Annotated in this window: 21 protein-coding genes and 1 riboswitch; of the genes, 6 read left to right on the forward strand and 15 right to left on the reverse strand. The window is 74.1% G+C overall.

The window, feature by feature from the left end:
• Positions 1–19: 19 nt before the first annotated feature.
• The 5 genes from MLUT_RS21085 to MLUT_RS21105 all read right to left on the reverse strand — a co-directional run bounded on the left by MLUT_RS21085 (position 20) and on the right by MLUT_RS21105 (position 6,369).
• Positions 20–727 (reverse strand): GntR family transcriptional regulator, encoded by a 708-nt coding sequence (locus tag MLUT_RS21085; protein ID WP_012751079.1) that lies wholly within the window; start codon positions 725–727, stop codon positions 20–22.
• Entirely contained in the window at positions 724–2,499 is a 1,776-nt protein-coding gene (locus MLUT_RS21090) for an acetyl/propionyl/methylcrotonyl-CoA carboxylase subunit alpha (protein WP_012751080.1), read from the reverse strand. The genes MLUT_RS21085 and MLUT_RS21090 overlap by 4 nt, the downstream gene beginning before the upstream one ends.
• The gene (locus MLUT_RS21095; protein WP_012751081.1) at positions 2,496–4,253 is read right to left on the reverse strand and encodes a 5-oxoprolinase subunit B/C family protein; all 1,758 of its coding nucleotides are present in this window, start codon (positions 4,251–4,253) and stop codon (positions 2,496–2,498) included. Before MLUT_RS21095 ends, MLUT_RS21090 begins: the two co-directional genes overlap by 4 nt.
• Positions 4,250–5,017, reverse strand: coding sequence for a LamB/YcsF family protein (locus tag MLUT_RS21100; RefSeq protein WP_010080187.1), 768 nt, complete (start codon positions 5,015–5,017; stop codon positions 4,250–4,252). The genes MLUT_RS21095 and MLUT_RS21100 overlap by 4 nt, the downstream gene beginning before the upstream one ends.
• Before the next feature lie 200 nt (positions 5,018–5,217).
• Positions 5,218–6,369, reverse strand: a complete 1,152-nt coding sequence (locus MLUT_RS21105; protein ID WP_012751082.1) for a glutathione S-transferase family protein — start codon at positions 6,367–6,369, stop codon at positions 5,218–5,220.
• A gap of 12 nt (positions 6,370–6,381) precedes the next feature.
• On the opposite strand from MLUT_RS21105, the gene MLUT_RS21110 reads away from it, so the two are divergent.
• Both MLUT_RS21110 and MLUT_RS21115 read left to right on the forward strand, forming a co-directional pair.
• A complete protein-coding gene (locus MLUT_RS21110) occupies positions 6,382–7,197 on the forward strand; it encodes an MBL fold metallo-hydrolase (protein WP_010080185.1) in 816 nt (271 codons plus the stop codon).
• Positions 7,198–7,270: 73 nt separating this feature from the next.
• On the forward strand, positions 7,271–7,807 hold the full coding sequence (locus MLUT_RS21115) for a universal stress protein (protein ID WP_010080184.1): 537 nt from the start codon (positions 7,271–7,273) through the stop codon (positions 7,805–7,807).
• Between the two features lie 16 nt (positions 7,808–7,823).
• On the opposite strand, the gene MLUT_RS23460 is transcribed toward MLUT_RS21115, so the two are convergent.
• A complete protein-coding gene (locus tag MLUT_RS23460; RefSeq protein ID WP_051497031.1) occupies positions 7,824–8,597 on the reverse strand; it encodes a hypothetical protein in 774 nt (257 codons plus the stop codon).
• A gap of 18 nt (positions 8,598–8,615) precedes the next feature.
• A complete protein-coding gene (locus MLUT_RS23465; protein WP_051497032.1) occupies positions 8,616–9,401 on the reverse strand; it encodes a mechanosensitive ion channel domain-containing protein in 786 nt (261 codons plus the stop codon).
• Positions 9,402–9,535: 134 nt separating this feature from the next.
• Between MLUT_RS23465 and hisD the strand changes: the two genes are divergently transcribed.
• Entirely contained in the window at positions 9,536–10,852 is a 1,317-nt protein-coding gene (gene hisD / locus MLUT_RS21125) for a histidinol dehydrogenase (RefSeq protein WP_010080183.1), read from the forward strand.
• A 10-nt stretch (positions 10,853–10,862) separates the two neighbouring features.
• Entirely contained in the window at positions 10,863–11,231 is a 369-nt protein-coding gene (locus MLUT_RS21130; RefSeq protein ID WP_010080182.1) for an RNA-binding S4 domain-containing protein, read from the forward strand.
• Between the two features lie 5 nt (positions 11,232–11,236).
• On the opposite strand, the gene MLUT_RS21135 is transcribed toward MLUT_RS21130, so the two are convergent.
• From MLUT_RS21135 to MLUT_RS21150, 4 genes are all read right to left on the reverse strand, one after another.
• Positions 11,237–11,932, reverse strand: coding sequence for an ABC transporter ATP-binding protein (locus tag MLUT_RS21135; protein ID WP_010080181.1), 696 nt, complete (start codon positions 11,930–11,932; stop codon positions 11,237–11,239).
• Entirely contained in the window at positions 11,929–14,613 is a 2,685-nt protein-coding gene (locus tag MLUT_RS21140; RefSeq protein WP_012751083.1) for a hypothetical protein, read from the reverse strand. The genes MLUT_RS21135 and MLUT_RS21140 overlap by 4 nt, the downstream gene beginning before the upstream one ends.
• Positions 14,614–14,720: 107 nt before the next feature.
• The gene (locus MLUT_RS24125; protein ID WP_231936609.1) at positions 14,721–15,341 is read right to left on the reverse strand and encodes a hypothetical protein; all 621 of its coding nucleotides are present in this window, start codon (positions 15,339–15,341) and stop codon (positions 14,721–14,723) included.
• Between the two features lie 85 nt (positions 15,342–15,426).
• A complete protein-coding gene (locus tag MLUT_RS21150) occupies positions 15,427–15,981 on the reverse strand; it encodes a hypothetical protein (protein ID WP_231936610.1) in 555 nt (184 codons plus the stop codon).
• A gap of 197 nt (positions 15,982–16,178) precedes the next feature.
• A riboswitch (SAM riboswitch) is annotated at positions 16,179–16,298 on the forward strand.
• A gap of 73 nt (positions 16,299–16,371) precedes the next feature.
• Here MLUT_RS21150 and MLUT_RS21155 point away from each other — a divergent pair.
• Positions 16,372–16,896, forward strand: coding sequence for a flavin reductase family protein (locus MLUT_RS21155; RefSeq protein WP_010080176.1), 525 nt, complete (start codon positions 16,372–16,374; stop codon positions 16,894–16,896).
• Between the two features lie 238 nt (positions 16,897–17,134).
• A complete protein-coding gene (locus MLUT_RS21160; protein ID WP_010080175.1) occupies positions 17,135–17,338 on the forward strand; it encodes a cold-shock protein in 204 nt (67 codons plus the stop codon).
• 204 nt (positions 17,339–17,542) lie between these two features.
• On the opposite strand, the gene MLUT_RS21165 is transcribed toward MLUT_RS21160, so the two are convergent.
• The 4 genes from MLUT_RS21165 to MLUT_RS21180 form a co-directional block, all read right to left on the reverse strand.
• Positions 17,543–18,766 carry an MFS transporter gene (locus MLUT_RS21165; protein WP_010080174.1) on the reverse strand — a complete coding sequence of 408 codons (1,224 nt, stop codon included), beginning with the start codon at positions 18,764–18,766 and terminating at the stop codon, positions 17,543–17,545.
• 119 nt (positions 18,767–18,885) lie between these two features.
• On the reverse strand, positions 18,886–20,898 hold the full coding sequence (locus MLUT_RS21170; RefSeq protein WP_012751084.1) for an FMN-binding glutamate synthase family protein: 2,013 nt from the start codon (positions 20,896–20,898) through the stop codon (positions 18,886–18,888).
• Positions 20,899–20,911: 13 nt separating this feature from the next.
• Positions 20,912–21,493, reverse strand: a complete 582-nt coding sequence (locus MLUT_RS21175) for an acyl-CoA thioesterase (protein ID WP_010080172.1) — start codon at positions 21,491–21,493, stop codon at positions 20,912–20,914.
• Positions 21,494–21,512: 19 nt separating this feature from the next.
• A complete protein-coding gene (locus tag MLUT_RS21180) occupies positions 21,513–25,157 on the reverse strand; it encodes a bifunctional proline dehydrogenase/L-glutamate gamma-semialdehyde dehydrogenase (RefSeq protein WP_010080171.1) in 3,645 nt (1,214 codons plus the stop codon).
• Positions 25,158–25,276 lie beyond the last annotated feature (119 nt).

A 25,276-nucleotide genomic window follows, 5' to 3' on the forward strand; every position in this document is an offset into this window, starting at 1 on the left:
CCCGGGCCCGGGGAGGCGATCAGTCCCCCGCGGCGGCGAGGTGCGCCAGGACGAAGTGCTCCGCCTCGTCCAGGTAGCCGCCGAACATGGCGTGCACCGCGGGCAGGTCGCCGACCAGCAGCCGCTCCACGATCCACCGGTTGCGGTCCGCGAACTGCACGTGCAGGCGCGTCTGCTCGTCCATCGGATGGAACGCCAGGCGCACGCGGGCCTGCACCGACGCCATGAGCCGCGTGAGCTCGGGGGCGCCGGCCAGGTCCACGATGCCGACGTGGACGCGATGGTTGGCGTCGCCCAGGACCCGCGCGGGGGTGTCCGGGCCGCCGGAGAGCAGGTCCTGGGCACAGCGCAGGTGGCGCGCCGCGCCGGGGGTGAGCTCTCCGTGCTCGAGGGCGCCGAGCTGGATCACCCGACGCGTGCGGTACAGCCCGCGCACGTCCTCCGGCCCCGGCGCCGCCACGAACACCCCGCGGTGCGGCCGGCGCTCCACGAGGCCCTCCGAGGCCAGCATGGTGAACGCCTCGCGCAGGCTGTTGCGGCTGACCTGGAGCTCGGCGGCCAGCGCCACCTCCCCCAGCCGCTCCCCCGGCACGAGCCCGGCCGCCGCGATCCGCTGCCGCAGCTGCGCGGCCGCGGCCACGGGAGCCGGCGCCGGGGCGGACTCCCCGTCACCGGCGCCGGGCGCGAGGTCCTCCCCGGTGACACCGCCGCGCGCCGGCACCCTCACGCCCCCAGCCGGGCGATCGCCTGGCCGCGCGTCACCGAGGCCGGGGTCTCGGCCACGAGGAGCTGGATCCGGCCCGCACGCGGGGCACGGATCGGCGTCTCCATCTTCATCGCCTCGACGATCGCGACCGTGTCGCCCTCGGCCACCTCGGCGCCGTCCTCGACCTTCCACGAGGCCAGGGTGCCGGTGACCGGCGAGGCCACGGCGCCGTCGTCGTCGGGCTTCCCGGCGCCCGCGGCGCCGGCCGGGGCCGCGGCACCCGGACCGCCGCCTCCGAGGAGGGCCGCGTAGAGATCGGCGGGCAGGCCCAGGCGCACGGCGCGGCCGTCCAGCTCCACGGTGACGGCGGTGCGGCCGCCGGCGGGCACCTCGGCGCCCAGGTAGGGGGACTCGGCCAGCGGCTCGGCGAACTCGGACTCGATCCACGTGGTGTAGACGCCGAGGCGGTCCCCCGAGGTGAAGGCGTCCTGCTCGAGCACGGCGCGGTGGAACGGCACCACGGTGGGCACGCCGTCGATGCGCAGCTCGGCCAGGGCGTCGCGGGCGCGGGCGACGGCCTGGGCGCGGTCCTCGCCCCACACGATGAGCTTGGCGAGCAGGGAGTCGTACTCACCCGGCACCACGGAGCCGGTGCGGACGCCGGAGTCCATGCGGACCCCGGGGCCGGTGGGGGCCTCGAACGCGTCGATCGGGCCGGGCACGGGCAGGAAGCCGTACGCCGGCTCCTCGGCGTTGAGGCGGAACTCGAGGGCGTGGCCGCGCGGCGTCGGGTCCTCGGGGATGCTCAGCGGCTCGCCGGCGGCGACGCGGAACTGCTCGCGCACCAGGTCCACACCGAAGACCTCCTCGGTGACCGGATGCTCCACCTGCAGGCGGGTGTTCACCTCCAGGAAGCTGATGAGGCCGTCCGGGGCCACGAGGTACTCGACCGTGCCGGCCCCGGTGTACCCGGCGGCGCGGCAGATCTCGCGGGCGGAGGTGTGGATGCGCTCGCGCTGCTCGTCCGTGAGGAACGGCGCCGGGGCCTCCTCCACGAGCTTCTGGTTGCGGCGCTGCAGGGAGCAGTCGCGGGTGCCGAGCACGGCCACGTGGCCGTGCTCGTCGGCGAGGACTTGGGCCTCCACGTGGCGGGGGCGGTCCAGGAAGCGCTCCACGAAGCACTCGCCGCGGCCGAATGCGGCCACGGCCTCGCGGACGGTCGCCTCGAACGCGTCCTCGACGTCGCCGAGCTCACGCACCACGCGGATGCCGCGGCCGCCGCCGCCGAAGGCCGCCTTGATCGCGATCGGCAGGCCGTGCTCCTCGGCGAACGCGCGCGCGGCGGCGGCGTCCGGCACGGGGCCGTCCGAGCCCGGCACGAGCGGGGCGCCCGCCTGCTGGGCGAGGGAGCGGGCGGTGATCTTGTCGCCGAGGGCGCGGATGGCGTCCGGCGACGGGCCGATCCAGGTCATCCCGGCGTCGATCACGGCCTGCGCGAAGTCGGCGTTCTCGGAGAGGAAGCCGTAGCCCGGGTGCACGGCGTCGGCGCCGGCGCGGCGGGCGACGTCGAGGACCGCGTCGATCTTCAGGTAGGTGTCCGCCGAGGACGCGCCCGGCAGGTGGAAGGCCTCGTCCGCGACGGCCACGTGCAGGGCGTCGGCGTCCGGATCCGAGTAGACGGCGATCGAGGCGATGCCGTGGTCGCGGGCGGCGCGGGCCACGCGCACGGCGATCTCGCCGCGGTTGGCGATGAGCACCCGCGTGACGGGGCGGGCGGCGGGGGTGGTGGTCATGCGGGGGTCTCCTCGGAGGGCGATGCGGAGTCGACGACGGTCTCGGCGCCGGGGCGGGGATGGGGGACGAAGCGGACGCGGGCGCCCGGCGGCAGCTGGGCCGCCAGGCTGAGGTCCGCGCGGGCCACGACGCCGATCACCGGGTAGCCGCCGGTGACCGGATGGTCGGAGAGGAACAGGACGGGCTCACCCGAGGGCGGCACCTGCAGCGCGCCGCGCACGGCGCCCTCGGACTTCAGCTCACCCTCGCGCACGCGCTCGAGCGGCGCGCCGCCGTCGGGGGCCGTGAGGCGCACCCCGATCCGGTCGGTCTGCTGGCTCACATCCCAGTCCTGCGTGAACAGGCGCTCCAGGCCCGCCGCGCCGAACCAGTCGTCGCGGGGGCCGGGGACCACGCGCAGCACGGCCACCTGTCCGGGCGCGGGCATGGGGCGCAGCGAGGTCTCCGGGTCCCCCACCAGCACGACGCCGGCCTCCTCCGAGGCGGGGGCGCCGGCGGCGGCCGGGCTCGCGGCCGAGGCGCCGGCGGCGCCCCTCGCATCCGGGCCGACGCGGCGGGCGAGGCGGTCCCCCGCCGCCAGCGGGGCGGGGCCGAGCCCGGACAGGGTGTCGGTCGAGCGGCTGCCGAGCACGCGCGGCACGTCGAGCCCGCCCCGGAGGCCCACGTACACGCGCAGGCCGCCGGCCGGCTCGTCCACCGTCAGCGTCTGGCCGTCCAGCACGACGAACGGGGTGCGGGCGGGCACCCGGCGCGTGGCGCCGTCGGCCGCGGTAATCGTCCCTCCGGCCTCGGCGCCGGCCAGGGCCATCACCTGGTGGCCGTGCGCGGTGAGGGTGAGGCCCCCCAGGACGGTCTCCAGCACCGCCTCGCGTGAGCGGTTGCCCACGAGCCGGTTCGCCTGGCGCGCCGCGTCCCGGTCGGCCGCGCCGGACGCGACGACGCCGAGGTCGCCCAGGCCCGGGCGGCCCAGGTCCTGGACCAGGGTCAGGAGCCCCGGGTCGACGACGGTGACACCGCGGCGGCCGGCCACGGGCGGGAGGCCGGCCGCGGCGTCGGCGGGCGTGTCCTCGACCGCCGCGTCCGTGCCGGAGGTGACGGACGCCGTCGGGCGCACGGGGACGTAGCGGACACGGTCGCCGGGCTGCAGCAGGGCGGGCTGCTCGCGGCCGAGGTCCCACAGGGCCGCGGTGGTGTGGCCCAGCAGCTGCCAGCCGCCGGGCGAGGTGCGCGGGTAGACGGCGGAGAAGGCCCCGGCGACGGCGACGGCGCCCGCGGGGACGGCCGTGCGGGGCGAACTGCGGCGGGGCGCCTCGAACGGGGCCGCCTCGGAGGCGCAGTACATGAACCCCGGCGCGAAGCCGCCGAACGCGGCGAACCAGTCGGCCTCGCTGTGGGCCCGGATGACGCCGTCGACGCCGAGCCCGGTGAGCCGGCCGACCTCGGCGAGGTCCTCACCGTCGTAGACCACGGGGATCTCGACGATGCGGCCCCCCGTCAACTCACCGGCGTCCGGGGTGAGGGTGCTGACCCGCGGTGCGGCATGCTCGGCGGCGGCCTGCGAGGTGAAGGTCACCAGGACGGTCGCGGCGGCGGCCATGACCTGGCGCTGGCCGCGCTCCGGGTGGGCCGTGAGATGGGCGTGGACGGCCATGACGTCCTCGAGCGAGGCGCACTCGACGAGGAAGCCCTGTGTGCCGACCCAGCGGATCGGGCGGGCCGGCGGTGTGGTGGCGGAGTGACGTGGGTCGCTCATGCGAAGGCCTTGACGGCCACGCCCGCGCCCTCGAGCGCGCGGCGCACGGCCGCGGCCATGGCCACGGCGCCGGGCGTGTCGCCGTGCAGGCAGATGCTCTCGGCGTCGACGCGCACGTCCGTGCCGTCCACTGCTGTGACGACGCCCTCGGTGGCCAGGCGCACCATGCGGGCGGCGACGGCGTCCTCGTCGTGGAGGACCGCGCCGGGCTCGCGGCGGGAGACGAGCGTGCCGTCCGGGTTGTAGCCGCGGTCCGCGAAGGCCTCGGCGACGCCGCGCAGCCCCGCGGCGGCCGCCTTGTCCAGGGCGACGGAGCCGGGCAGGAGCAGCAGCGGGAGGTCGGAGCCGAACGCCTTGACGCCGTCGACGACGGCCTGGGCGTGCGCCTCGTGACGGACGATCGTGTTGTAGAGGGCGCCGTGCGGCTTCACGTAGCGGACCTGGCCGCCGGCCGCGCGGGCGAGCGCGTCGAGGGCGCCGATCTGGTAGTGGACGTCGTCGGCCAGCTCGGTGGGCGTGCAGTCCAGGAAGCGGCGGCCGAAGCCGGCGAGGTCGCGGTAGCCCACGTGCGCGCCGATCGTGACGCCGGCGGCGACCGCGTCACGGCAGGTCTGGGCGATCCCCGAGGGATCGCCCGCGTGGAAGCCGCACGCGACGTTGGCGGAGGAGACGGAGGGCATGATGGCGGCGTCGTCCCCCATCGTCCACGAGCCGAAGGACTCGCCGACGTCGGAGTTCAGGTCGATCTGCGGCGCGTGAGACACAGTGGAGTCCTCTCGGATCGGGCCCGGCTGAGGTGCCGGTCACACAATCTTGAGGCATGAGGGGGGATTGTTCAACAATCCTCGGCGCGCCCTCCAGACGCTCACCCGGTCCGCTCGGTAACGCGGGTTGAGTTATCGCGGGTGTCCGAGCCCGAGACCTGCGATAACTCAACCCGCGTTGCAGGCCGAGCCGGGCGGCCTCACCGCAGCGGCGTGTGCTCCGGGTCCACGCGCTCGCCCTCGCGCACGGGCCCGGGTGCGGTGCCGCCGCCCCACGGGTCGCCGCCGAACTCCTCGCGCCCGTGCTCGCTCAGCCAGCTCGCCAGCTCCGGGCCCGCGGGCACGATGCGCGTCGGGTTGATGTCCTCGTGGACCACGTAGTAGTGCTCCTTGATCTGCGCGAAGTCGATCGTGTCGCCGAAGCCCGGGGTCTGGAACAGGTCGCGCGCGTAGCCCCACAGCGCCGGCATCTCGGTCAGCTTGTTCCGGTTGCACTTGAAGTGCCCGTGGTACACGGGGTCGAACCGCACGAGCGTGGTGAACAGCCGCACGTCGGCCTCGGTGATCCGCTCCCCCATCAGGAAGCGGCGCGTCGTCAGGCGCTCCTCGAGCCAGTCCATCGCGGCCCACAGCCGCTCGTACGCGGCGTCGTACGCCTCCTGCGAGCCCGCGAAGCCGCACCGGTACACGCCGTTGTTCACCTCGGTGAACACGCGCTCGATCACCTCGAACATCTCGTCCCGCTCCGGTCCGGCGTCTGGGATCAGCTGCGGGGCGCCGTCGCGGTGGAACGTGGTCCACTCCGTCGAGAGGTCGAGGGTGATCTGCGGGTAGTCGTTGGTCACGACGCCGCCCGTCGGCACGTCGACGATCGCCGGCACCGTGATGCCCCGCGGATAGTCGGGGAACCGCGTGAAGTAGTTCTCCTGGATCCGCTCGGTGCCGAGCACGGGGTCCTTCCCGCCCTCGTCGAGGTCGAAGGTCCAGGAGCGCTCGTCGTGGGTCGGCCCCGGGGTGCCCAGCGAGATCGCGTCCTCCAGGCCGAGCAGGCGCCGCACGATGATCGTCCGGTTCGCCCACGGGCACGCCCGCGCCGCCACGAGCCGGTAGCGGCCCGCCTCGACGGGCCACGCCTCCGCCCCCTCGGTGAGCCCGCCGCCCACGCGGCCGACCGTGGACGGCTCGGCCACGGGCAGGGCCCGCACGGCCTCCGGGTCCGCCACGATCCGGTCCGCGATGTAGTTCGTGTCCCGCGTGAACTCCGCCCCGGACTGCACGTAATTGCCCGTGAGCCCCTCGCGCGTGTCGATGGTGCCGCGGTCCGCGGCCTGGCCGGTCTGCTGGTTCTCCATACACTCGAGCCTATGACGACGACCACCGCCACACCCGGCCCCACGCCCGCCCCGCTGGTGCGCTGCGTGACCGCCCAGAACCCCTCCCCGATGACCCTCGCGGGCACCAACACGTACGTGGTCGCCGCACCGGACTCGGACGCGGCCGTCGTGGTGGACCCGGGCCCGGAGGACGACGTCGCCGCCCACCTCGAGCGCGTCCGTGCGGCGGCCGAGGGGCGCCGGATCGCGCTCATCCTGGTGACGCACCGGCACGCCGACCACACCGGCGGGGTGGACGCGTTCCACGCGGCCACGGGCGCCCCCGTGCAGGCCGCGGACCCGGACTGGTGCCGCGGCGGGGCCGCCGTCCTGACGCCGGACGAACGGATCGACGTCGCCGGCACCCCGGTGCTGGCGTGGCACACCCCGGGCCACACCTCGGACTCCTACTCGTTCGCCGTCCCGGACGCCGGCGCGCACGGCGCGGTCCTCACGGGCGACACCATCCTCGGCTCGGGCACCACCATGCTCGACCACCCGGACGGCATCCTCACCGACTACCTGGCCAGCCTGCGCCGCCTCGAGGCGGCGGGCCCGCTCACGGTGCTGCCCGCGCACGGGCCCGTGCCGGAGCCGCTGGACGTCGTCGCCCGCGACTACCGGCACCACCGCGAGGGCCGCCTGGAGCAGATCCGCGCCGCCCTGGCCGCGTTGCCCGAGGCCGAGGCGGCGACGATCACGCCCGAGGACCTGGCCCCGCGCATCTACCCCGGCCTCACCGGCACCGTGGCCCGCGTGGCCGTCCAGACGGTGGCCGCGCACCTGCGCCACCTGCGCGAGGGCTGAGCCCCTCCGCCGCGGGCCCGGCCCGCACTACGCTGACCTCAGACCCGTCCCCTCGACCCCGCGGAGGCACCCCATGACCATCCTCGTCGGCTACGCCCCCTCGAAGGCCGCGGACGCCGCTCTGGACACCGCCCTGGACATCGCCCGCTCCACCGGCGAGCGCGTGGTGGTGGTCAACGCGGGCCCCGGCGGCGAGCACCGCACCAAGTCCCTCGTCACGGAGGAGCAGCAGCGCGGCGTGCAGTCCCGGTTGGACGCCTCCGGCGTGACGGCCGAGTTCCGCCAGTACGCGCGTGGCCGGTCCACGGTGGAGGAGATGAAGGACGTGGCCGCGGAGCTGGACCCGTCCATCGTGGTCATCGGCGTGCGCCGCCGCGGCGGCTTCGGCCGGTTCGTCATGGGTTCGGTCTCGGACGAGCTGCTGCAGGAGATCGATCAGCCCGTGCTGTGCGTGAAGGAGTACCGGCAGTACGGGGACCACACGCCCGAGGCCGTGAGCCACGTCGCCGAGACGGACCCGGCCGCCCACGGCCTGCCCGCGTCCGAGCCGATGGCCGAGCGGCGCCGGCTCACGCCCGTCGACCCCGAGGACCCGACGCTCGAGCGCTGAGCGCTCCCGCCGGGCCTCAGTCCTCGTCGTCCTGACGGCGGCGCGTGACGGCGTCGTCGAGGAGGCCGTCCGCGAGGGAGCCGGCGCCGCTGCGCCGCCCGGCCTCGTCCGCCGCCGCGGCCTCCGCCGCCTGCTTGGCCTGCTGGGCGCGCCGCTCGGCGAACGCCTCCTCGCCCGGGCCGGCGAGTTCGCGGTTGCGCTGCACCGCCGTCATCGAGCCGGTGTACAGGCCGGAGTGGTCGCCCACGCGGGTCAGCGGTGTGGTGAGGGTGTCCGGGCGCGGATCGGCGCCGTCGACGCGCGGCAGCGGGGCGGTGCGCGGGCGCGGCTCGCGGGCCGCCACCCCGGAGCCGTCCGGGCCCGGCTCACCCGTCCGGTCGCCACCACGGGCCCCCGCGTCGGAGCCTTCGGAGGCGGGCGCCGCGTCGTCGTGGGCGGGGTGCCGGACCACCATGCGCTGCACCACGATGCCCTCGGGGTGCTCGTGGCGCAGGAAGGCCACGAGGTCCTCGCGCACGAGGCAGCGCAGGTCCCAGAGGTCGCCGGAGTTGCGGGCGGAGACCACGGCGCGGATGCGCACGACGCCGCCGGTCGCGTCGGTCACCTGCAGCGCGTGCTCGCGTCCGTCCCACAGGTCCGTGGACTCGAGCAGCTGGGCGAGGCGCTCGCGCAGCGCGTCCATGGGCACGCGCCAGTCCACGTCCAGCTCCACGACGCCGGAGACCTCGGAGCCCACCCGCGTCCAGTTCTCGAACGGCTGGGTGGTGAAGTGCGAGGACGGGTAGACCATGCGGCGACCGTCCCAGAGCTAGAGCACCACGTTGGACAGGGTGATCTCCTCGACGGTGCCGAACACGCCCTCCATGTCCACCACGTCGCCCACCCGGATCGCGTCCGTGAAGGCGAGCTGGAAGCCGGCGAACACGTTGGTCAGCGTGGACTGCACGGCCAGGCCGGCGATCACCGAGATCACACCGGCGGAGGCGAGCAGGCCGGCCCCGAGCGAGCGCACCTCGGGCACCCCCAGCAGGACCACGGCGACGGCCACCACCACGATCACCGCGTTGAGGATGCGCCGGAACAGGATGGTCTGCGTGCGGATGCGTCGCTCGCGGCGGTGCTCGACGCCGGTCTCCTGGTAGCGGCCGAGGATCCCCGCCTCGATCACGCCGACCAGGCGCCACGCGGCCCACGCGCCCGCGGCGGCCACGGCGATGAGCATCAGGAACGACGCCGGCCGGTACCAGGTCTGCTCCTCGGCCATGACCCCGAGCCAGATCCGGGAGGCCAGCAGGCCGGCGGCGACGGCGGCCGGCAGACTCAGCCGCGCGGCGCCGTGCTGGAACGCGGGGCGGCGCACGAGCACGACGCGTGCCACCTGCAGGGCCAGGTACACGACCGCCGCGCCGATGGCGAACACCATCAGCACGGTCAGCAGCGTCCCCCATTCCACGCCGAAGGCCCGCGTGGTGGCGGCCGCCCTGTCCTGGATGTCCCCCTCCACCCCGTTCGGCACGGTCTCGCCCGCCAGGAGGCGGTCCAGTGTGGTCAGCAGGGGCGGGGTCGCGAGGGCGGGCAGGGTGGGGAGGACCATGACGACAGTCTGACACCCGCCCCCGGACGCACCCCGGAGAAGAGCACAATGGAGCCTGACCGTCCGCGCGGTCCGGGCCCGGCCGTCGTCGCGCCCCGTCCCGCCGGCCCGCCGCCGCCCCTCTGGAGGAATCCATGCTCTCCGTCACCGACCTGCGCCCGCTCGACACCGCCACCGCGGACCTGTCCCGCATCATCCCGCGGGCGAACGTGGACGTGTCCTCCGTGGTGCCGGTGGTCGCCCCGATCATCGAGCAGGTCCGCCACGGCGGCGAGCAGACCCTGCTGGAGCTGGCCGAGCGGTTCGACGGCGTCCGTCCGCCCGCCCTGCGCGTGCCCGCGGAGGCGCTCGAGGCCGCCCTGGCCGGGCTCGACCCTCGGGTGCGCGCCGCCCTGGAGGAGTCGATCCGCCGGGCCCGGCTCGTGCACGACGCCCAGCACCCCCAGGACTCCACGGTCGAGCTCGGCGAGGGCGCCGTCGTGGAGAACCACTGGACCCCCGTGGGCCGCGTGGGCCTGTACGTGCCCGGCGGCCGCGCCGTGTACCCCTCCTCGGTGGTGATGAACGTGGTGCCCGCGCAGGCGGCCGGCGTGGGGAGCCTCGCGGTGACCTCGCCCCCGCAGCGGGACCACGGCGGCCTGCCCCACCCCACCGTGCTCGCCGCGTGCGCGCTGCTCGGCGTGGACGAGGTCTACGCGGCCGGCGGCGCCCAGGCCGTCGCCATGCTGGCGCACGGCGTCCAGGACGACGACGGCGGGTGGCTCTGCGCGCCCGTCGACCTGGTGACGGGGCCCGGCAACGTGTACGTGGCCGCCGCGAAGCGCGCCCTGCAGGGCGTGATCGGCGTGGACGCCGAGGCCGGGCCGAGCGAGATCGCCGTGATCGCGGACGGCACCGCCCGCGCCGACTGGGTGGCCGCGGACCTGATCAGCCAGTCCGAGCACGACCCGCTGGCCGCCTCCGTGCTCATCACGGACTCCGAGGACCTGCTCCGGGACGTGCTGGCGGCGATCGAGGCGCAGGTGCCCGGGGCGTTCCACGAGGACCAGATCCGCGAGGCCCTCACCGGCCCCCAGTCCGGCGTGCTGCTGGTGCGGGACATGGACCAGGCCGTGGAGGTCTCCGACCGCTACGCCACCGAGCACCTGGAGATCCAGACGCGCGACCCCGAGGCCCTCGTGGGGCGCATCCGCAACGCCGGCGCCGTGTTCGTGGGCCCGCACGCCCCCGTGCCGCTGGGCGACTACTCGGCCGGGTCCAACCACGTGCTCCCCACCTCGGGGACGGCCCGGCACTCCTCCGGCCTGAACACCGTGACGTTCCTGCGCCTGCAGCAGCGCATCTGCTACACGGAGACCGGGCTCGAGGAGGTCGCGGACGGGATCGGCGTGCTGGCCGAGGACGAGCGCCTGCCCGCGCACGCCGCCGCGATCCGCGCCCGCTTCGCGTGAGGGGGCGGGCGTGAGCGGCGTCCGCATCGACGCGTGGCTGTGGGCCGTGCGGCTGTACAAGACCCGGTCCGCCGCGACGGCGGCGGTGCGCGCAGGCCACGTGCGCATCGACGGCGAGCCCGTGAAGGCGGCGACGCCCGTCGTCGTCGGGAACCGGGTGCGGGTGCGCCAGGACGGACGCGAGCGGATCCTCGAGGTCACGGGGCTGATCGCCAAGCGGGTGGGTGCCCCCGTGGCCCGGCAGCAGTATGTGGACCGCTCCCCGCCGCCCGTGCCGCGGGAGCTGCTCGCCGTGCCGTACCGCGAGCGCGGCGCGGGCCGGCCCACCAAACGGGACCGCCGGCAGCTGGACGCGCTGCGCGGCCGCGACCGACGCTGAGCGTCTCAGTCCTCCCCGATCCGAACGGCCCGGTCGACGGCCGCGTGGACGAGAGGGTCGTGGCTTGCTACGAGTACCGCTGCCCCGGCATCGGCGTGCTCGCGCAGCAGAGCGATGGCCTCACGCGCCGTGACGCCGTCGAGGTGACCGGTGGGCTCGTCGGCCACGATCAGCTGCGGTCGCTTGGAAAGGGCTCGGACGAGGGCCACCCGCTGGGCCTCGCCCCCGGACAGCCGGCAGGCGGGCATGCCGAGCCGGTGCCCCAGTCCGAGCCGCTCGAGCTGGCCCCGAACCGTCTCCTGCGCCTCGCGCACCGACCCCGCCAGGCGCCCGCCGTGGATCCACACCCCCGCGTTGTCGAGCGCGGAGAGTTCCCCGATGAGTTCGCAGGACTGGTCCACGTAGCCCAGGTGCTCGCGTCGGTACCGGGCGAGGTCCCCGGCCGAGAGGTCCGCGACCTCCCCCTCCAGGGTTCCGTCGGAGCTGCGGTAGGCGATCCGCCCGGCCAATGGCCGCGACAGCCCGGCGAGGTGGCGGATCAGGGAGGACTTCCCGGTGCCGGAGCGGCCCCACAGCCCCACGACGTCACCGGGCGCGAGGGTCAGGTCCAGGGATTCGATGAGCACGCGAGTAAAGCCGTCGGAGTGGCGGTAGCCGACCTGCACGCGGTCAAGGGTGAGCACGGGCGCGATCACTCTCATGCGGGCTGCCCCTTCCAGGCGCGGGCGAGCTGGGCTCGCCGGGTGAGCAGGGCGGGCAGGTGCCGCCCCAGCAACCGGGCACGGGACCAGCCGGCGAGCAGAAGCACGGTGGCCTCCGCCCGGACGGGCGGGCCCTCCACCCGGTGCAGCTGTACCAGGAGGGCCATCCCCACGACGGCGGCCAACGCCCCTACGGCCAGGCGGTACGGCAGGTCCTGGGCCACGGCGACACCGGCCAGGAGGGAGGCTCCGGCCTCCCGGCGGGCCTGGAGGACGACGGCCATGAGCAGTCCAGATCCGACTGCCACGGCCGCGCGGTATGCGGCCCCCGTGAGCAGCCGCGGCCACGTGCGCGCGGTCCACCGGGTCAGCAGCGCGGCGGGGGTACGAGCCGGCCATGCCGCCCGGTCGCTGCCCTCCCGGACCGCGGCCGCGGCGGGGCGGGCCGCAAGCACTGCGGCGAGCGCCACGGCGGCGGCGAGCCCTGCCGTCGTCCCGAGGCCCACGGCCACCAGCTGCGGTGCCACGCCGAGGCGCCCGGGCACCGTGCCGACGACGGCGAGCGCGGCCATGGATGCGGCGAGTACTAGCAGTGTCGGGGCGTCCTCGCGGAGGTGGCGGTTCACGGTGGCGCCACGCGTCCATCCCTGGACGGCGAGCACCCCCGCCCGGCGGCGGCGGGGCGGCAGCGCAGCTGCCACGCACAGTCCCGCCAGGGCGGTCAGCAGGACCGCCACGGTCATCGTCTGGGAGGTCCCCGAGGTCCCGACGGCCGCCGAGACCCGCTGGGATGCGGCGAGCTCCGGGCCGAGCTGCCGCACGGTGCCGAGCGGCCCTGTGCGGGGCTCCCCGTCCGTGGAGTCGAACCGGTAGGACACCACCTGCATCTCGCGCGGCGCCAGGCTGGAGGCGGCCACGGTGGTCGTCGCGAACCCGGCGTCCTGCAGGAGCTGGGCCACGGCGTCGATCGTCGCGAGGTTCTCGGGGGTCAGGTCCGGGCCCACCTCGGCCACCCGCACGCGGACGGTGCTGAAGGGCCGCTCTAGTCCGAGCGCGCCCGCGGATGCGGCGTCCACGTAGGCGGCGGACATCTGGTTGGCGAGGCCGAACCCGGTGGAGGCGGGCCGCAGCCGGACGTCCCTCGGCGTTCCGTCGGGGTCCGCGATCAGGGTGGTGGGTAGTTCCACGTCCGTGAGCAGCGGTGCGATCCCCGCGAGGGCGGCGTCCGGCTCAGGGGTGATCGTGCCCACGCTGACCAACAGCGGTGCATCCCCCGTGCCGAACCGGCGGCCGTCATCCGTGGCCGTGTAGTACGCGGACTCCCTGGACGTGGATGCAGGCACCCCTCGGGTGACCTCGACGTCAGACCGGCCGGGGAGCGTGCCGGAGGCCGTCTCCACGGAGGCGACCTCGGCGAGGATCCTGTCCTCGAAGGGCGGTCGGGCCAGAGTCCGCGTCTCCTGCACCAGGGACAGGCGGGGGGAGTCATAGCTGAGGATCGGCTCCTGGCCCGTGGCCAGCCCTGGCACGGGTACCACGGTGACTCCGAGCCCGAGGCCGCCGTACCGTCCGGAGACGTCGGAGGTGGAGACCTCCCCCTGCCCGGAGGCCCCTCCGGCGGGCAGCGCCCACGTCGGCGTCCCGAGGATGCCGCGGGGCGCGGTGGGGTTGTTGGGATCCACCGGCGCCTGCTCGATGGCCAGTCGCGTCACCGGCTTGGGGTAGGGCGTGGCGCGCACCTCGAGGGACAGGGGCGCGGAGCCCACGCTCGTGGCGAGGAGCGGAACGGCGGTGAGCGAGTCCGCCGTGCGTCCGGCGTCATCCGCGAGGTTCTGAAGGTAGGCGGGGAGCCGGTCCTTCGCCTCGACGAGCGCGTCCGCCTCTTCGGTCCCGGCCCCAGCAAGCCGGTCGACAACAGAGGGAAGGGAGGCCGCCGGCGACGCCTGGGCGAGCACGCGGAAGGCGTCGGCAGCGGCCGGGTGCCCGCCGAGGGACAGCAGCTGCGCCTCGGCAGCCGCGTCCACCACCACCATGCGATTCCCCTGCGGGTCGGGCTCCGCCCATGGGGCGGCCCAGTACGTACCCGCCGGGGACTCACGCTGCGCCGCCGGAGGCGTCTCGCCGCGGGGTCCCATGGCCAGGGTGGGGAGCTCGACGTCCGTGCAGGGGCCCGGCTCGGGAGGAGCTGGATTGCAGACGGCGGGATCGTCCAGCAGCGGACGGGCGTCCGGGATCGGGCCGTGGGAGAAGGAGCCGATGAGCGTGGCATTCATGCCGATCACGGGGCGGGGTCCGAGACCGTCGTCCGTGCTCACCCTAGCGTCCAGGTCGAACGCGTGGGGACCCTCCACGCTGCCGTCTGCCGGGTACCCGATCATGACGGCGTCCTGGTTGGTGGTGCTGCGCACGCCGAGATCACCGAGCGGGGCGGCCACCTCGACACCGGGCACCGCCCGGATACGGTCGAGGTCCGCAAGGCTGAGACGGTCCGCCGAACTCGTCCACGCGGCGGTGTCCAAGGGCGCCGCCAAGGCTGCCGGGCTCGGGGCGGCGCCCGGCGCGGAAACCACGAGGTCGTAGGAGCCGCGCCACGAGGAGTCCACCAGATCCCGGAGCCGTCTCGAGGCCTGTGCCTGGACCGCAGTGGCCAGGACGAGAGCCAGGGCGAGGGCTCCGGCCACCAAACGCAGCATCTGCACGGCAGGGAACGCCGGCCACGCCGGGGTCGACCGGCGAGGGCCATATCCGGCGTTCACACGGCGCGTCATCCGCCGTCGTGATGGTGGCCTCATGCGGAGGGTGCGGTCAGCACCATCCGGAACGGCTTGTCATTGTCCACCGTGACGGTGAACGTCATCGGCCCCGCCTCATCCAAAGGGGGAGTCTCCGCCGACCAGCCGCCGCACAGCGCCTCCGATCCGGCCATCCAGGTCTTCGTTCCCTCGCCACCCCGTGAGGTCAGGATCTCCGTCTCACCGGTGGCATCCGAAGGACACATCACGATGACCCGAAGGACCGCACCCTGTTGGGCGTCCACGGTGATCTGCTGTGTGCCCGTCCCGACCGCCTCCTCCAGGACGGACTCCTTCTCCGGGTCGAGATAGTCCGCATCCGGATGCTGGCGCGTATACTCGACCAACGTCATCCCGTCCTCCTCGAACAACGCGGCGGGGAGTGCTTCCTCGCCGGCGGGTGACGACGCGGACGAACTGGTGGCGGAGGCCGACCCGGTTGCAGAGGGGGCCGCTGACGTCGGGGTGACGGAGGACGCCGCAGCGGTGGATGCATTCGCGGTGGAGGAGACGCTGCCCTGGGAAGCGGAGCATCCCGAGATGGCGGTACTGAGGAGAGCGGCGGCGACCACGGCGGCCACGGAACGAGCAGGGTGAGAAACAAGGAAGGAGGACATGGGGCACCTTCTGATGGTGAATGGATGGGCAGTGAAAATTCCGGCGCCCGGCGGTGCACGCCCGGCGCCGGAACCATTCGAGGTGTCAGAGGCGGTAGTGCTGGAAGTAGAACTGCTGCCACGGGGTGTAGAACGACCCGCTGCGCAGCGTGACCACATTGCAGCTCTTGTTCAGCATCTGACGGCTCCATGTGCCCTGGGCCCGCTTGGCGCCGATGGCGAGCTTGCCGCCATTCGTGTAGGTGCTTGGCACCTTCCACGACCCGCTCACGGTATTGGTGGAGGAATAATTGACCCCCACTCGGGTGCCGGCCTTGGCCGACACCCCCGCGAGGATTGCACTCACATCACCCGACAGCTCGCCCGTGATGTCACCGCTGACGCCGAAAGTCCGGCCCGTTGCGATAGTGAGCGTCACGCCGGGCGCCCCGGAGACGGAGGAGTAAGAAGAGTGTGATTGCTTGAAGATGTTCGACGTCACTGAGGTGTTCGTCCAATACTCCTCAGCGCAGTAAGCATCCAGTGATGGAGTGTCCTCGCCCGCCGGCGTCGGCGCAGCCCCGGCGCTCGGGGCTGCCGTCAAGAGACCTGCGACGACAGCGCCGGCCGACAATGCCGCGAGCTTCTTCTTAATGTCCATCCGCATGATCTGATCCCTCTCAGAGAACCGTCTGCGGGGGCCGCGGGCTGCGGTCTCGAGCTCCCCCCCTCTCGAGTGAGATGATCCTGGCTGGGGACGCGTGGCGTGTCAAGCATCACATTGGGGGAACTCTCATGACGCCGCGCGACCGCCGCGCTTTGACCGCCCCACGGACCCCTCCGTAGGGTGGTCCTCAGAATCACGAGTCCCCGTCATTCACGGCCCTGGCCGGCGGGACGGCAACCCTCTCACGCAGTAGTGGGGTGCTCCAGGTGATGATTCGGCCCCTCGGACACCCCGGCGGGCAAGTACCGCGTCTCCGCGGATCCGGGCGATCCGCGTTCCCGCCGTCTGCGGAGCCGCGTCAGTCATCGGAAGAGGACGCGCGCCATGACCCTGACCCACGAACCCCACACCGCCGCGTGGGACACCGACCTGTCCCTCGGCAACCTCCGCTCCGGCCTCTCGGCCTTCCCCACCGGGGTCGTCGCGCTGGCGGGCCTCGCCGACGACGTCCCCGAGGTGATGGTCTCCTCCTCCTTCGGCGTGGGCATCTCCTGGGAGCCGGCCCTGGTGTCCTTCTCCGCGCAGAACAGCTCCCGCACCTGGCCGCGCCTGCGCCGGGCCGGGGCGATCGGCGTCTCCCTGCTCGCGGCGGACCAGACGCCGCTGTGCCGTCAGCTGGCCTCCCGCGAGGGCGCCCGCTTCGCCGGTCTCGACGTGCACCGCAGCCCGCACGACGCCCTGCTGATCGGGGGTTCCTCGCTCTGGCTCGAGACGCGGGTGCACGCCGAGGTCCCGGCGGGCGACCACACGGTGGTGCTGCTCGAGGTGACGGCCTTCGCGGATCACACGGACACCGCTCCCCCGGCCGCCCTGCACCGCAATCTCTTCCACGGCCTGCGCGCGCTCTGAGCGAACTCCAGGTGAACAATCGGGCCCCTGGTTCCCGGTCGGCGAGATCCGTGCAATGATGGAGCCTGAAGTTGATCAAGCTGTATCCCGCCATCTTCACTGCTCGTCAGCCCGGCATCGCCGGCGTCGATGAGTGTTGGGCAAGCGGTTCAGTCTCGCCGCTTCACCCGCGTCCCACATCCGGGCCGCGGTCCAACACCGCCACCGCACCGCGGGGGCACATCGAAAGGACACCATCATGGCTGTCGGTACTGTCAAGTGGTTCAACGCTGAGAAGGGCTACGGCTTCATCGCCCCCGAGGACAACTCTGCGGACGTGTTCGTGCACTTCTCCGCCATCCAGGGCAATGGCTTCAAGGAGCTCCAGGAGAACGACCGTGTCGAGTTCGAGACCCAGGACGGCCCCAAGGGCCTCCAGGCCGCCAACGTGACGAAGCTCTGATCTTCGCCTGACGCACGGCTTCCGACGCCCCCGGTCCGCACGGACCGGGGGCGTCGTCGTATGCGCTTCCGTGCGCCCTGCACGCCTCCGCGCTCCGCCGTACGCCCGTTCGACCGCGGCGCTGCGACATCACCGCAGGGCAGCACTGCGGTGATGTCGCTGAGGCGCGGTCCTCCGCGGTGGGTCTCGTTCTGGCCCTGCACGTCAGGGCGCGCCCCGCCGGCCCACGTGGCGACGCAGCAGCAGCACCACGCCCAGGGCCAGCAGATACCCGACGGCGACGACCGCGAAGCCGGCCCGGTAGTCGCCCGTGACGTCGCGCAGCACGCCCATCACCAGCGGACCCAGGGCGAAGCCGGCATACATGCCCATCGAGTTCGCCCCGGTCGCACGGCCGAGCCGCTCGGCCGGCACCTCGCTCAGCAGGCCCGCGTTGATCACGACGTTGGCGCCCAGCACCGTCAGGCCGTGCACCGCGGCGCCCACCCACAGCAGGGCCGGCAGGTCCAGCAGGTCCGCGGCGAGGAACACCACGACGCCAGCCACGGCACCCAGGCAGATCACGGTCAGCAGGGTGGTGGGCCGGTCTCCGGCGCTCATCCGCCGGCTCCACCCGATCCGGGAGAGCACCCCCACCACCCCGGACACGGCCGCCGCGGCACCGCCGGCCACGAGCGTCATCCCCAGCGTCTCGACGGCGAACAGCGGCAGGTACGTGTTCGTGGCCTGCATGCCCAGGCCGGTGAGGAACGCGATCGCCGCGAAGAACCAGACCGTGGCCGGCAGGGGCGAGGTGTCCCGCCGTCGTCGTCCGCCGGCGGGGGCGATCGTTGGCTGCGGCGCCCCGGGCAGCGGCGGGGCGGCGACCAGGGCGAGCACCCAGAGCGCCCCGATGAGCCCCGCGGCCGCCAGCGCGGCGCCCGTCCAGCCCAGGGCGAGGGACGCGGCCGGGAAGAACAGGCCGCCGACCAGCTGGGCCGCCTGCACCCCGGACTGCTTCACCCCGACCCACCCGATCCGCCTCTCCGGCGGTACCACGGTGCGGATGATCCGGTTCGTGGTGGGGTTGGAGATGGCCTGCGTGACGCCCGCGACGGCGGCCGCCGCGTACAGCACGGGCAGGGACGGGGCGACGGCGCCGAGCACGAGCGCCGCGGCGGTGCCCCCGAAGATGATGCTCAGCTGCGCGCGGGCGGACAGGCGGTCGGCGGCCCGGCCGAGGCCAAGGGAGGTGACGGCGGCCGCCGCGAACACGACCGTCATCACGGTGCCGAGCTGGCCCGAGGTGACGTCGAGCCGCTCCATCACGACCGTGGAGGAGGCGGAGACGCCGTAGTTGAACAGGGGCCCGGCGCCCATCGCCGCCAGCAGCACCCACAGCAGGGCCACGGAGGGGCGGCGGGCGGCGGCGCGGGCGGGCGGGGTCACGGCCCCAGGCTACGACCCCTCACGCGACGAGGCGGGAAATCCATCTCATGGGCGCCCGGGGGCGTCGTGTGCGGTGGATTTCCCGCCTCGAAAGGGGCGGGGATGACTGCGGGGGCGGGTCAGCCGACGCGGCCCTCACCGCGGTGCTCGCCCTCCACGCGGCCGGTGGTCCCCCGCCGGGTGACCTCCTCGCCATCCTGGCGCTCGGGCCGCTCGCCGGCCTCCGCCGGCAGGCCCTCGTTCTCGTCGGTGGGCGTCTCGCCGGCGGTGGCGGCGGCTGCCGGATCCTGCGGGGTCTGACGACGCCCGCCGTGCGAGGACAGCGACTCCCCTTCACCCAGCGAGCTGACGCGCGGCATCGGCGACGTGGTCAGCGGCACGGACTCGGCCTGCCGGGCGCCGACCAGCGTGGAGCCCGCCCCGGAGATGGGCGAGCCCTGCACGGGGGCGCCGGCCGCCTCGCGGCCCGGGATCAGCAGCTCGGAGCGCCACTCGGGGTCACGCTCGGTGAGGTAGTCCACGCGGGCGTGCTCGCCGAAGTGGTCCGCGTCCGCCTCCTCCCAGTCCATGGCCCAGCCGGCGGGCGGGTCGTTGAGCAGCTCGTCCGTGCGCAGCCAGTGGTAGATGGACGCGTACGAGCGGGTGCTCAGGTGGTCCACGCGGCGGCGCAGCATGCGGGTGTTCAGCTGGGACGGATGCGTCAGGCCCATGGACGCCATGATCTGCACGGCCTCGCGCACGGTCAGGCGGTGGTAGTTGAAGACGCGGTTGCCCTTGTCCTCCACGTCGATGGCGCGCATCAGACGCGGGTCCTGCGTGGCCACCCCCACGGGGCACTCGTTCGTGTGGCACTTCTGCGCCTGGATGCACCCGGTGGCCATCATCATCGCGCGGGCGGACATGGTGAAGTCCGCGCCCTGGATCAGACGCTTGACGATGTCCGAACCGGTGGCGACCTTGCCGGCCGCGCCGAGCTTGATCATGTGGCGCAGGCCGGTGCCCACGAGCGCGTTGTGCACGAGCATGAGGCCCTCGGTCAGCGGAGTGCCCACGCGGTCCGAGTACTCGAGCGGGGCGGCGCCGGTGCCGCCCTCGGAGCCGTCCACGATGATGAAGTCGGGGGCGATCCGCTCCTCCCAGATGGCCTTGGTCATGGCCAGCACGTCCACGCGCGAGCCCACGCAGAACTTGATGCCGATCGGCTTGCCGTCCGAGAGCTCACGGAGCTGCTCGATGAACTTGACCATCTCGCGCGGGGTGCGGAACGCGGAGTGGGACGCCGGGGACAGGCAGTCCTTGTCCATCGGGATCTCGCGGGCCTCGGCGATCTCGGCGGAGATCTTCTCCTTGGGCAGCATGCCGCCCAGACCGGGCTTCGCGCCCTGGGAGATCTTGATGGTGATGCCCTTGACCTCGGGCAGCAGCGCCTTCTCGGCGAACTTCTCCGGGCTGAAGGTGCCGTCCTCGTTGCGGCAGCCGAAGTAGCCGGAGCCGATCTCCCAGAACAGGTCCGCCCCGTTGCCGCGGTGGTACTTGGTGAGGCCGCCCTCGCCGGTCTCGTGGATGAACCCGCCCAGGCCGGCGCCCTTGTTCATGGCGGTCACGGCGTTGGCGGAGAGGGAGCCGAAGGACATGGACGAGATGTTCATCAGCGAGATGTCCACGGGCCGGCGGCAGTCCGGGCCGCCGATCCGCACCGTGGGGGGCTCCTCCGGCGGGTTGACCGGGGCGGTGGAGTGCAACAGGAACTCGTAGCCGATCTCCGAGGTGTCCCGCTCGGTGCCGAACGCCTTGTGGCTGTCCAGGCCCTTCGCACGGGCGTAGACGATCGAGCGGGTGTCCCGGTCGAACGGCTTGCCGTCGAAGTTGCGCTCGATGAAGTACTGCTGGATCTCGGGGCGGATCGACTCCAGCAGGTACCGCATGTGGCCGAGCACGGGGTAGTTGCGGAGGATCGCATGCCGCTTCTGGGTCATGTCCCACACGGCGAGCACGAGCAGCGCCACCAGGAGGACCGCCAGCACCCACCACGCGCCGCCGCCGATGGCGGCCACCAGCACGACGACGAGCGCGGCCAGCGAGAGGGTCACGACGATCAGGAGTCTGTTGTTCACCCGACCATCGTGCCCCATATCACTCGAACGTTCATCCTCGCCGCACTGTGTCGAGGTCCCACGCGTGGGGCAGGGGCGTCCGGGTCGACGGCAGGGCCACGCTGCGCCGCCACTCGTGCAGCCACTCCGGCAGCGTCGGCTCCCCCGCGAGGTCGTGGCCGGCCGCCGCCGCGATCGCCCGGATCTCGTCGTTCTCCACGGGGCGGCCGTCCTTCTTGCGCAGGCGCGTGCAGATGTACGCGCGCACCGCGACGTCGCCGTCGACCACCACGCGCTGCTCGAACCACACCGCGCGCTCGTCCAGGCCGATCAGCCGCGTCTCCACGTCGAACCGCTGCCCCAGGGTCACGGAGCGGCGGAACGCGATCTGCTCGGCCTGCACCACGGGCGTCCAGCCGCGACGGCGGATCTCGTCCCAGAGACCGGTGCGGACCATCGCGTCGAAGCGGCCGAGGTCGAACAGCCCGAAGTACTGGCCGTTGTTGACGTGCAGGGCGATGTCCACGTCCGTGGGCAGGGCGCGCATCGGCAGCGTCGTCGGCTCCCAGAGCCCGACGCGCGGGCGGCGGCGGGCGCGGGCGACGACCCAGATCGTGCGGGGGATCAGATGCATGGGATGTTCCTCCTCGGGGTCACAGGACCCCCTCGGTCAGATGGTCCGGCGTGCCGAACCGGTGGGCGGTCACGGACACGGCCTGTTCGTGCAGGAACGGCAGCAGCTCCACCTCACCGGCGCTCACCACGGGGCCAGCGTAGACCGCCACGTCGGGGGTGTCGCCGAGCGCCGCGTGGAGCGCGGTCCGCGCCGCCTCGGCCGCTTCCCGGTTGCCGGTCCAGTCGGCGACGAGCCGGATCCGTGCGTCGCCGCCGCCCTCCGTCGCGGGCGGGACCAGGGCCAGCCGCCGGGCGCGGTCGTGGAACACGGCGTCGTCCTCGACGACGACGTCCACCGGCGCGGCCGTGCCGGCACCCTCCGTGCGGACGGACCGGACCAGCTCCTCCACCCGGCCGCGCACGGCCTCGGCCGAGAGCCTGTCCGCGTCGGGCCCCTCCGCGGTGGGGGTCGGGCGCAGGCTCACGGTCATGGGCGCCCCGGCGCGCAGGCCGGCGGAGACGATGCGCAACAGGTGGTCGGCGGGCCCCGAGTGCCGGCGCACGAGGACCGGGGTGGGGACGTGACGCATCACGTTCCGCTCGGCCTCGAGCGCGGAGACGTCCGTGGCCACCCCGAACACGGTGGTCCACGCGTGGGTGTCGAGGGCGCGGGCGGTCTCGAGCCAGGACGCTCCCGCACCGTCGGCCTCGGACCCGGGCCGTCCCTCTCCCCCGGCCCACGTGGGCGCGTCCTCCCAGTCCACGAGGCCGTGCAGGTAGTGCGGCCCGCCGGCCTTCGTGGTGGGGCCGACGACGGAACGCTTCCAGCCGCCGAAGGGCTGGCGGCGCACGATGGCCCCGGTGATGCCGCGGTTCACGTAGAGGTTGCCGGCGCGCACGCCGCGCAGCCACACGTCGATCTCCTCCCGGTCCAGCGAGTGCAGCCCGGAGGTGAGGCCGTAGTCCACGGCGTTCACGATCCCGATCGCCTCCTCGAGCGTCTCGGCCGTCATCACGGCCAGCACGGGGCCGAAGTACTCGGTGAGGTGGGCGTCGGCGCCGGGGCGGACGCCGGAGCGGATGCCCGGGCTCCACAGGCGACCCGTCTCGTCCAGCTGCCGCGGACGCAGGGCCCACCGCTCCCCCGGGCCGAGCTCGGTGAGCCCGCGGCGCAGCTTCTCGCCGGGGGCCTCGATCACGGGGCCCATCTCGGCGCGCGGGTCCGCGGGGTGCGCCACGTGCAGGGACGAGGCGGCGTCCAGCAGCTGCCGGTGGAAGCGCTCGGAGGTGGCCACGGAGCCGACGAGCACCACGAGGGAGGACGCCGAGCACTTCTGGCCGGCGTGACCGAACGCGGACTGGACCACGTCCTTCGTGGCCAGGTCCAGATCCGCGGACGGGGTCACGATCACGGCGTTCTTGCCGGAGGTCTCGGCGAGCAGGTGCAGGTCGGGGCGCATCCCCTTGAACAGCCGTGCGGTGTCCCAGCCGCCGGTGAGGATGAGCCGCTCGACGGCCGGGTCGGTCACGAGCACCGCGCCGACCTCCGCCTCGTCCTCGTCCGCCAGCGTCACCAGGCGCACGAGGTCCGCGGGGTCGTGCCCGGCGAGCGGGCCGCCGTCGTCGAACAGGCCCGAGTCCCGCAGCCCGGCCACGATCAGCTCCCACGCGACCGCGCCCGTCCGCTCGGACTGCGGGGCCGGCTTGAACACCACGGGCGAGCCGGCGCCGAGCGCGGCGAGGACGCCCCCGACCGGGATGGCCACGGGGAAGTTCCACGGCGGGATCACCAGGGTCAGGCGGACGGGCACGGCGCGAGCGCCCTCCACCGCGTCCAGGCCGCGGGCCAGGCGCGCGTAGTAGTGCGCGAAGTCCACGGCCTCGGAGACCTCGGGGTCGCCCTGGTCCAGGGTCTTGCCGGTCTCGGCGGCGGCCACCTCCAGCAGACGGGCCCGGCCGGCGTGCAGGGCCCGGCCGACGGCGTCCAGCGCGTCGGCGCGCTCGTGGCCGGTGAGCGCGCCCCAGCGGGCGCCGGGGTCGGCGGTGGCGGCGATGGCGGCGCGGGCGTCGTCGGCCGTGGTGGCGCGGTGGGCGCGGACGGTGTCCGTCCCGAGGTCCGAGCCCGGGACGGCCGTGAGGATCCGGCGGGCCCACTCCCGGTTGCCGGGCAGCGCGGGGTCCGTGTCCGGGGTGTTGGCGAAGCCGTCCACGGGGGCGGGGGTCGGCCCGTCCTCCCCGCGGGACCGGTCCTGGACGCGGTTCGGACGGGGCACGGCCGCGTCCAGGTGGCGCAGCGAGGCGCGGAAGCGCTCCTCCTCGCGGGCGAACAGGTCCGCGTCCGCGCCCAGGTCGAACACGGCGGACATGAAGTTCTCCGGGGAGGCACCCTCCTCGAGGCGGCGCACGAGGTAGGAGATCGCCACGTCGAACTCCTCGGGCCGCACCACGGGCGTGTAGAGCAGCAGGGCGCCGACGTCGGCCCGGACGGCGGCGGCCTGGCCGGTGGCCATGCCGAGCAGCATCTCGAACTCCACCGCGGCCGAATCGAGGCCGCGGCGCTCGATCAGCCGGTGGGCCAGGGCCACGTCGAAGAGGTTGTGCCCGGCCACGCCGATGCGCACGTGGGCCAGATGCTCCGGGGTGAGCGCGTAGTTGAGCACGCGCTTGTAGTTGGTGTCCGCCTCCTGCTTCGAGCCCACCGTGGCCAGCGGCCAGCCCGTCAGGGAGGCCTGCATCCGCTCCATGGGCAGGTTGGCGCCCTTGACCACGCGTACCTTGACCGGGGCGCCGCCGGCGGCGACGCGGCGCGCGGCCCACTCCTGCAGGCGCACCATGGCCGCGAGCGCGTCCGGCAGGTAGGCCTGCAGCACGATGCCGGCCTCGTAGTCGCGCAGGCCCGGCTGCTCGAGCAGGGCGGTGAACACGTTGAGCGTGAGGTCGAGGTCGCGGTACTCCTCCATGTCCAGGTTGATGAAGGTGTCCCGGTCCCGGGCGAGCTCGAACAGCGGGGTGAGCCGCTCGGTGATGTCCGCGACGGCCTCGTCGAACGCGTAGGGCGCGTGCGGGGCGGTGGCGGCGGAGACCTTCACGGACACGTAGTCGACGTCGTCGCGGCGGATCAGCGCGGCGATGCCCTCGAGCCGGCGGTCCGCCTCGCCCTGACCGAGGATCGCCTCGCCCAGCAGGTTGATGTTCAGCCGGGTGTGCTCGTCGCGCAGGGCCGTGATGGCCTTGCCGAGCTGCCGGTCCCGCGCGTCGACGATCAGGTGGGAGACCATGCGCCGCAGCACGCGGCGGGCCGTGGGGACGGCGATGCGCGGCACAAGCGGGGCCGCGCGGCCGCCGGCGCCGAGGACGGCGCGCAGTGCCGGGGGCAGGAAGCCGGGGGCGCGGCCGGCGAGCTCCCGCAGCGCCCGGGCGGCGATCGCGGGGTCCTCGGGGCGGACCACGTGGTCCACGAAGCGCACGATGAAGTCGAGGCCGCCCGGCTCCTTCAGGGCGCCCGCCAGCTGGCGGGCCGCGAAGTCGGCCTCATGGTCGCGGGACTCGGCGAGCCAGCGCCTCACCTGCGCGACGGCGTCGTCGGCGAGGGCGTGCAGGTCGGCGGGGTCGGGGATCCCGCCGGTCGCGCCGAGGACCCGGTCGAGATCGTCGTGGTCCTGGGCGGAGAACGTCGCGGTCATGGCCGCACTCTGCACGTGTGCCGGGTCACAGGTCAAACCGCCGCGGCTTCCTGTCAGACGCCTATGCTCGATGGACATCCCCTCGCCGCGCGCCCGCGCGTCGCCGCCGTCTTCCCAGG

Origin of the sequence: Micrococcus luteus NCTC 2665, from assembly GCF_000023205.1 — a bacterium.
In the GTDB taxonomy this organism is placed as follows: domain Bacteria; phylum Actinomycetota; class Actinomycetes; order Actinomycetales; family Micrococcaceae; genus Micrococcus; species Micrococcus luteus.

Excerpts from the sequence above, each read along its gene's own strand:
- MLUT_RS21155 (WP_010080176.1), top strand. The coding sequence starts at position 16,372 with ATGACCCTGACCCACGAACCCCACACCGCCGCGTGGGACACCGACCTG.
- hisD (WP_010080183.1), top strand. The coding sequence starts at position 9,536 with ATGCTCTCCGTCACCGACCTGCGCCCGCTCGACACCGCCACCGCGGAC.
- MLUT_RS21095 (WP_012751081.1), bottom strand. The coding sequence starts at position 4,253 with ATGAGCGACCCACGTCACTCCGCCACCACACCGCCGGCCCGCCCGATC.
- MLUT_RS21105 (WP_012751082.1), bottom strand. The coding sequence starts at position 6,369 with ATGGAGAACCAGCAGACCGGCCAGGCCGCGGACCGCGGCACCATCGAC.
- MLUT_RS21090 (WP_012751080.1), bottom strand. The coding sequence starts at position 2,499 with ATGACCACCACCCCCGCCGCCCGCCCCGTCACGCGGGTGCTCATCGCC.
- MLUT_RS21150 (WP_231936610.1), bottom strand. The coding sequence starts at position 15,981 with ATGGACATTAAGAAGAAGCTCGCGGCATTGTCGGCCGGCGCTGTCGTC.
- MLUT_RS21160 (WP_010080175.1), top strand. The coding sequence starts at position 17,135 with ATGGCTGTCGGTACTGTCAAGTGGTTCAACGCTGAGAAGGGCTACGGC.
- MLUT_RS23460 (WP_051497031.1), bottom strand. The coding sequence starts at position 8,597 with ATGGTCTACCCGTCCTCGCACTTCACCACCCAGCCGTTCGAGAACTGG.
- MLUT_RS21180 (WP_010080171.1), bottom strand. The coding sequence starts at position 25,157 with ATGACCGCGACGTTCTCCGCCCAGGACCACGACGATCTCGACCGGGTC.
- MLUT_RS21110 (WP_010080185.1), top strand. The coding sequence starts at position 6,382 with ATGACGACGACCACCGCCACACCCGGCCCCACGCCCGCCCCGCTGGTG.
- MLUT_RS21175 (WP_010080172.1), bottom strand. The coding sequence starts at position 21,493 with ATGCATCTGATCCCCCGCACGATCTGGGTCGTCGCCCGCGCCCGCCGC.
- MLUT_RS23465 (WP_051497032.1), bottom strand. The coding sequence starts at position 9,401 with ATGGTCCTCCCCACCCTGCCCGCCCTCGCGACCCCGCCCCTGCTGACC.
- MLUT_RS21115 (WP_010080184.1), top strand. The coding sequence starts at position 7,271 with ATGACCATCCTCGTCGGCTACGCCCCCTCGAAGGCCGCGGACGCCGCT.
- MLUT_RS21170 (WP_012751084.1), bottom strand. The coding sequence starts at position 20,898 with ATGGGGCACGATGGTCGGGTGAACAACAGACTCCTGATCGTCGTGACC.
- MLUT_RS24125 (WP_231936609.1), bottom strand. The coding sequence starts at position 15,341 with ATGTCCTCCTTCCTTGTTTCTCACCCTGCTCGTTCCGTGGCCGCCGTG.
- MLUT_RS21135 (WP_010080181.1), bottom strand. The coding sequence starts at position 11,932 with ATGAGAGTGATCGCGCCCGTGCTCACCCTTGACCGCGTGCAGGTCGGC.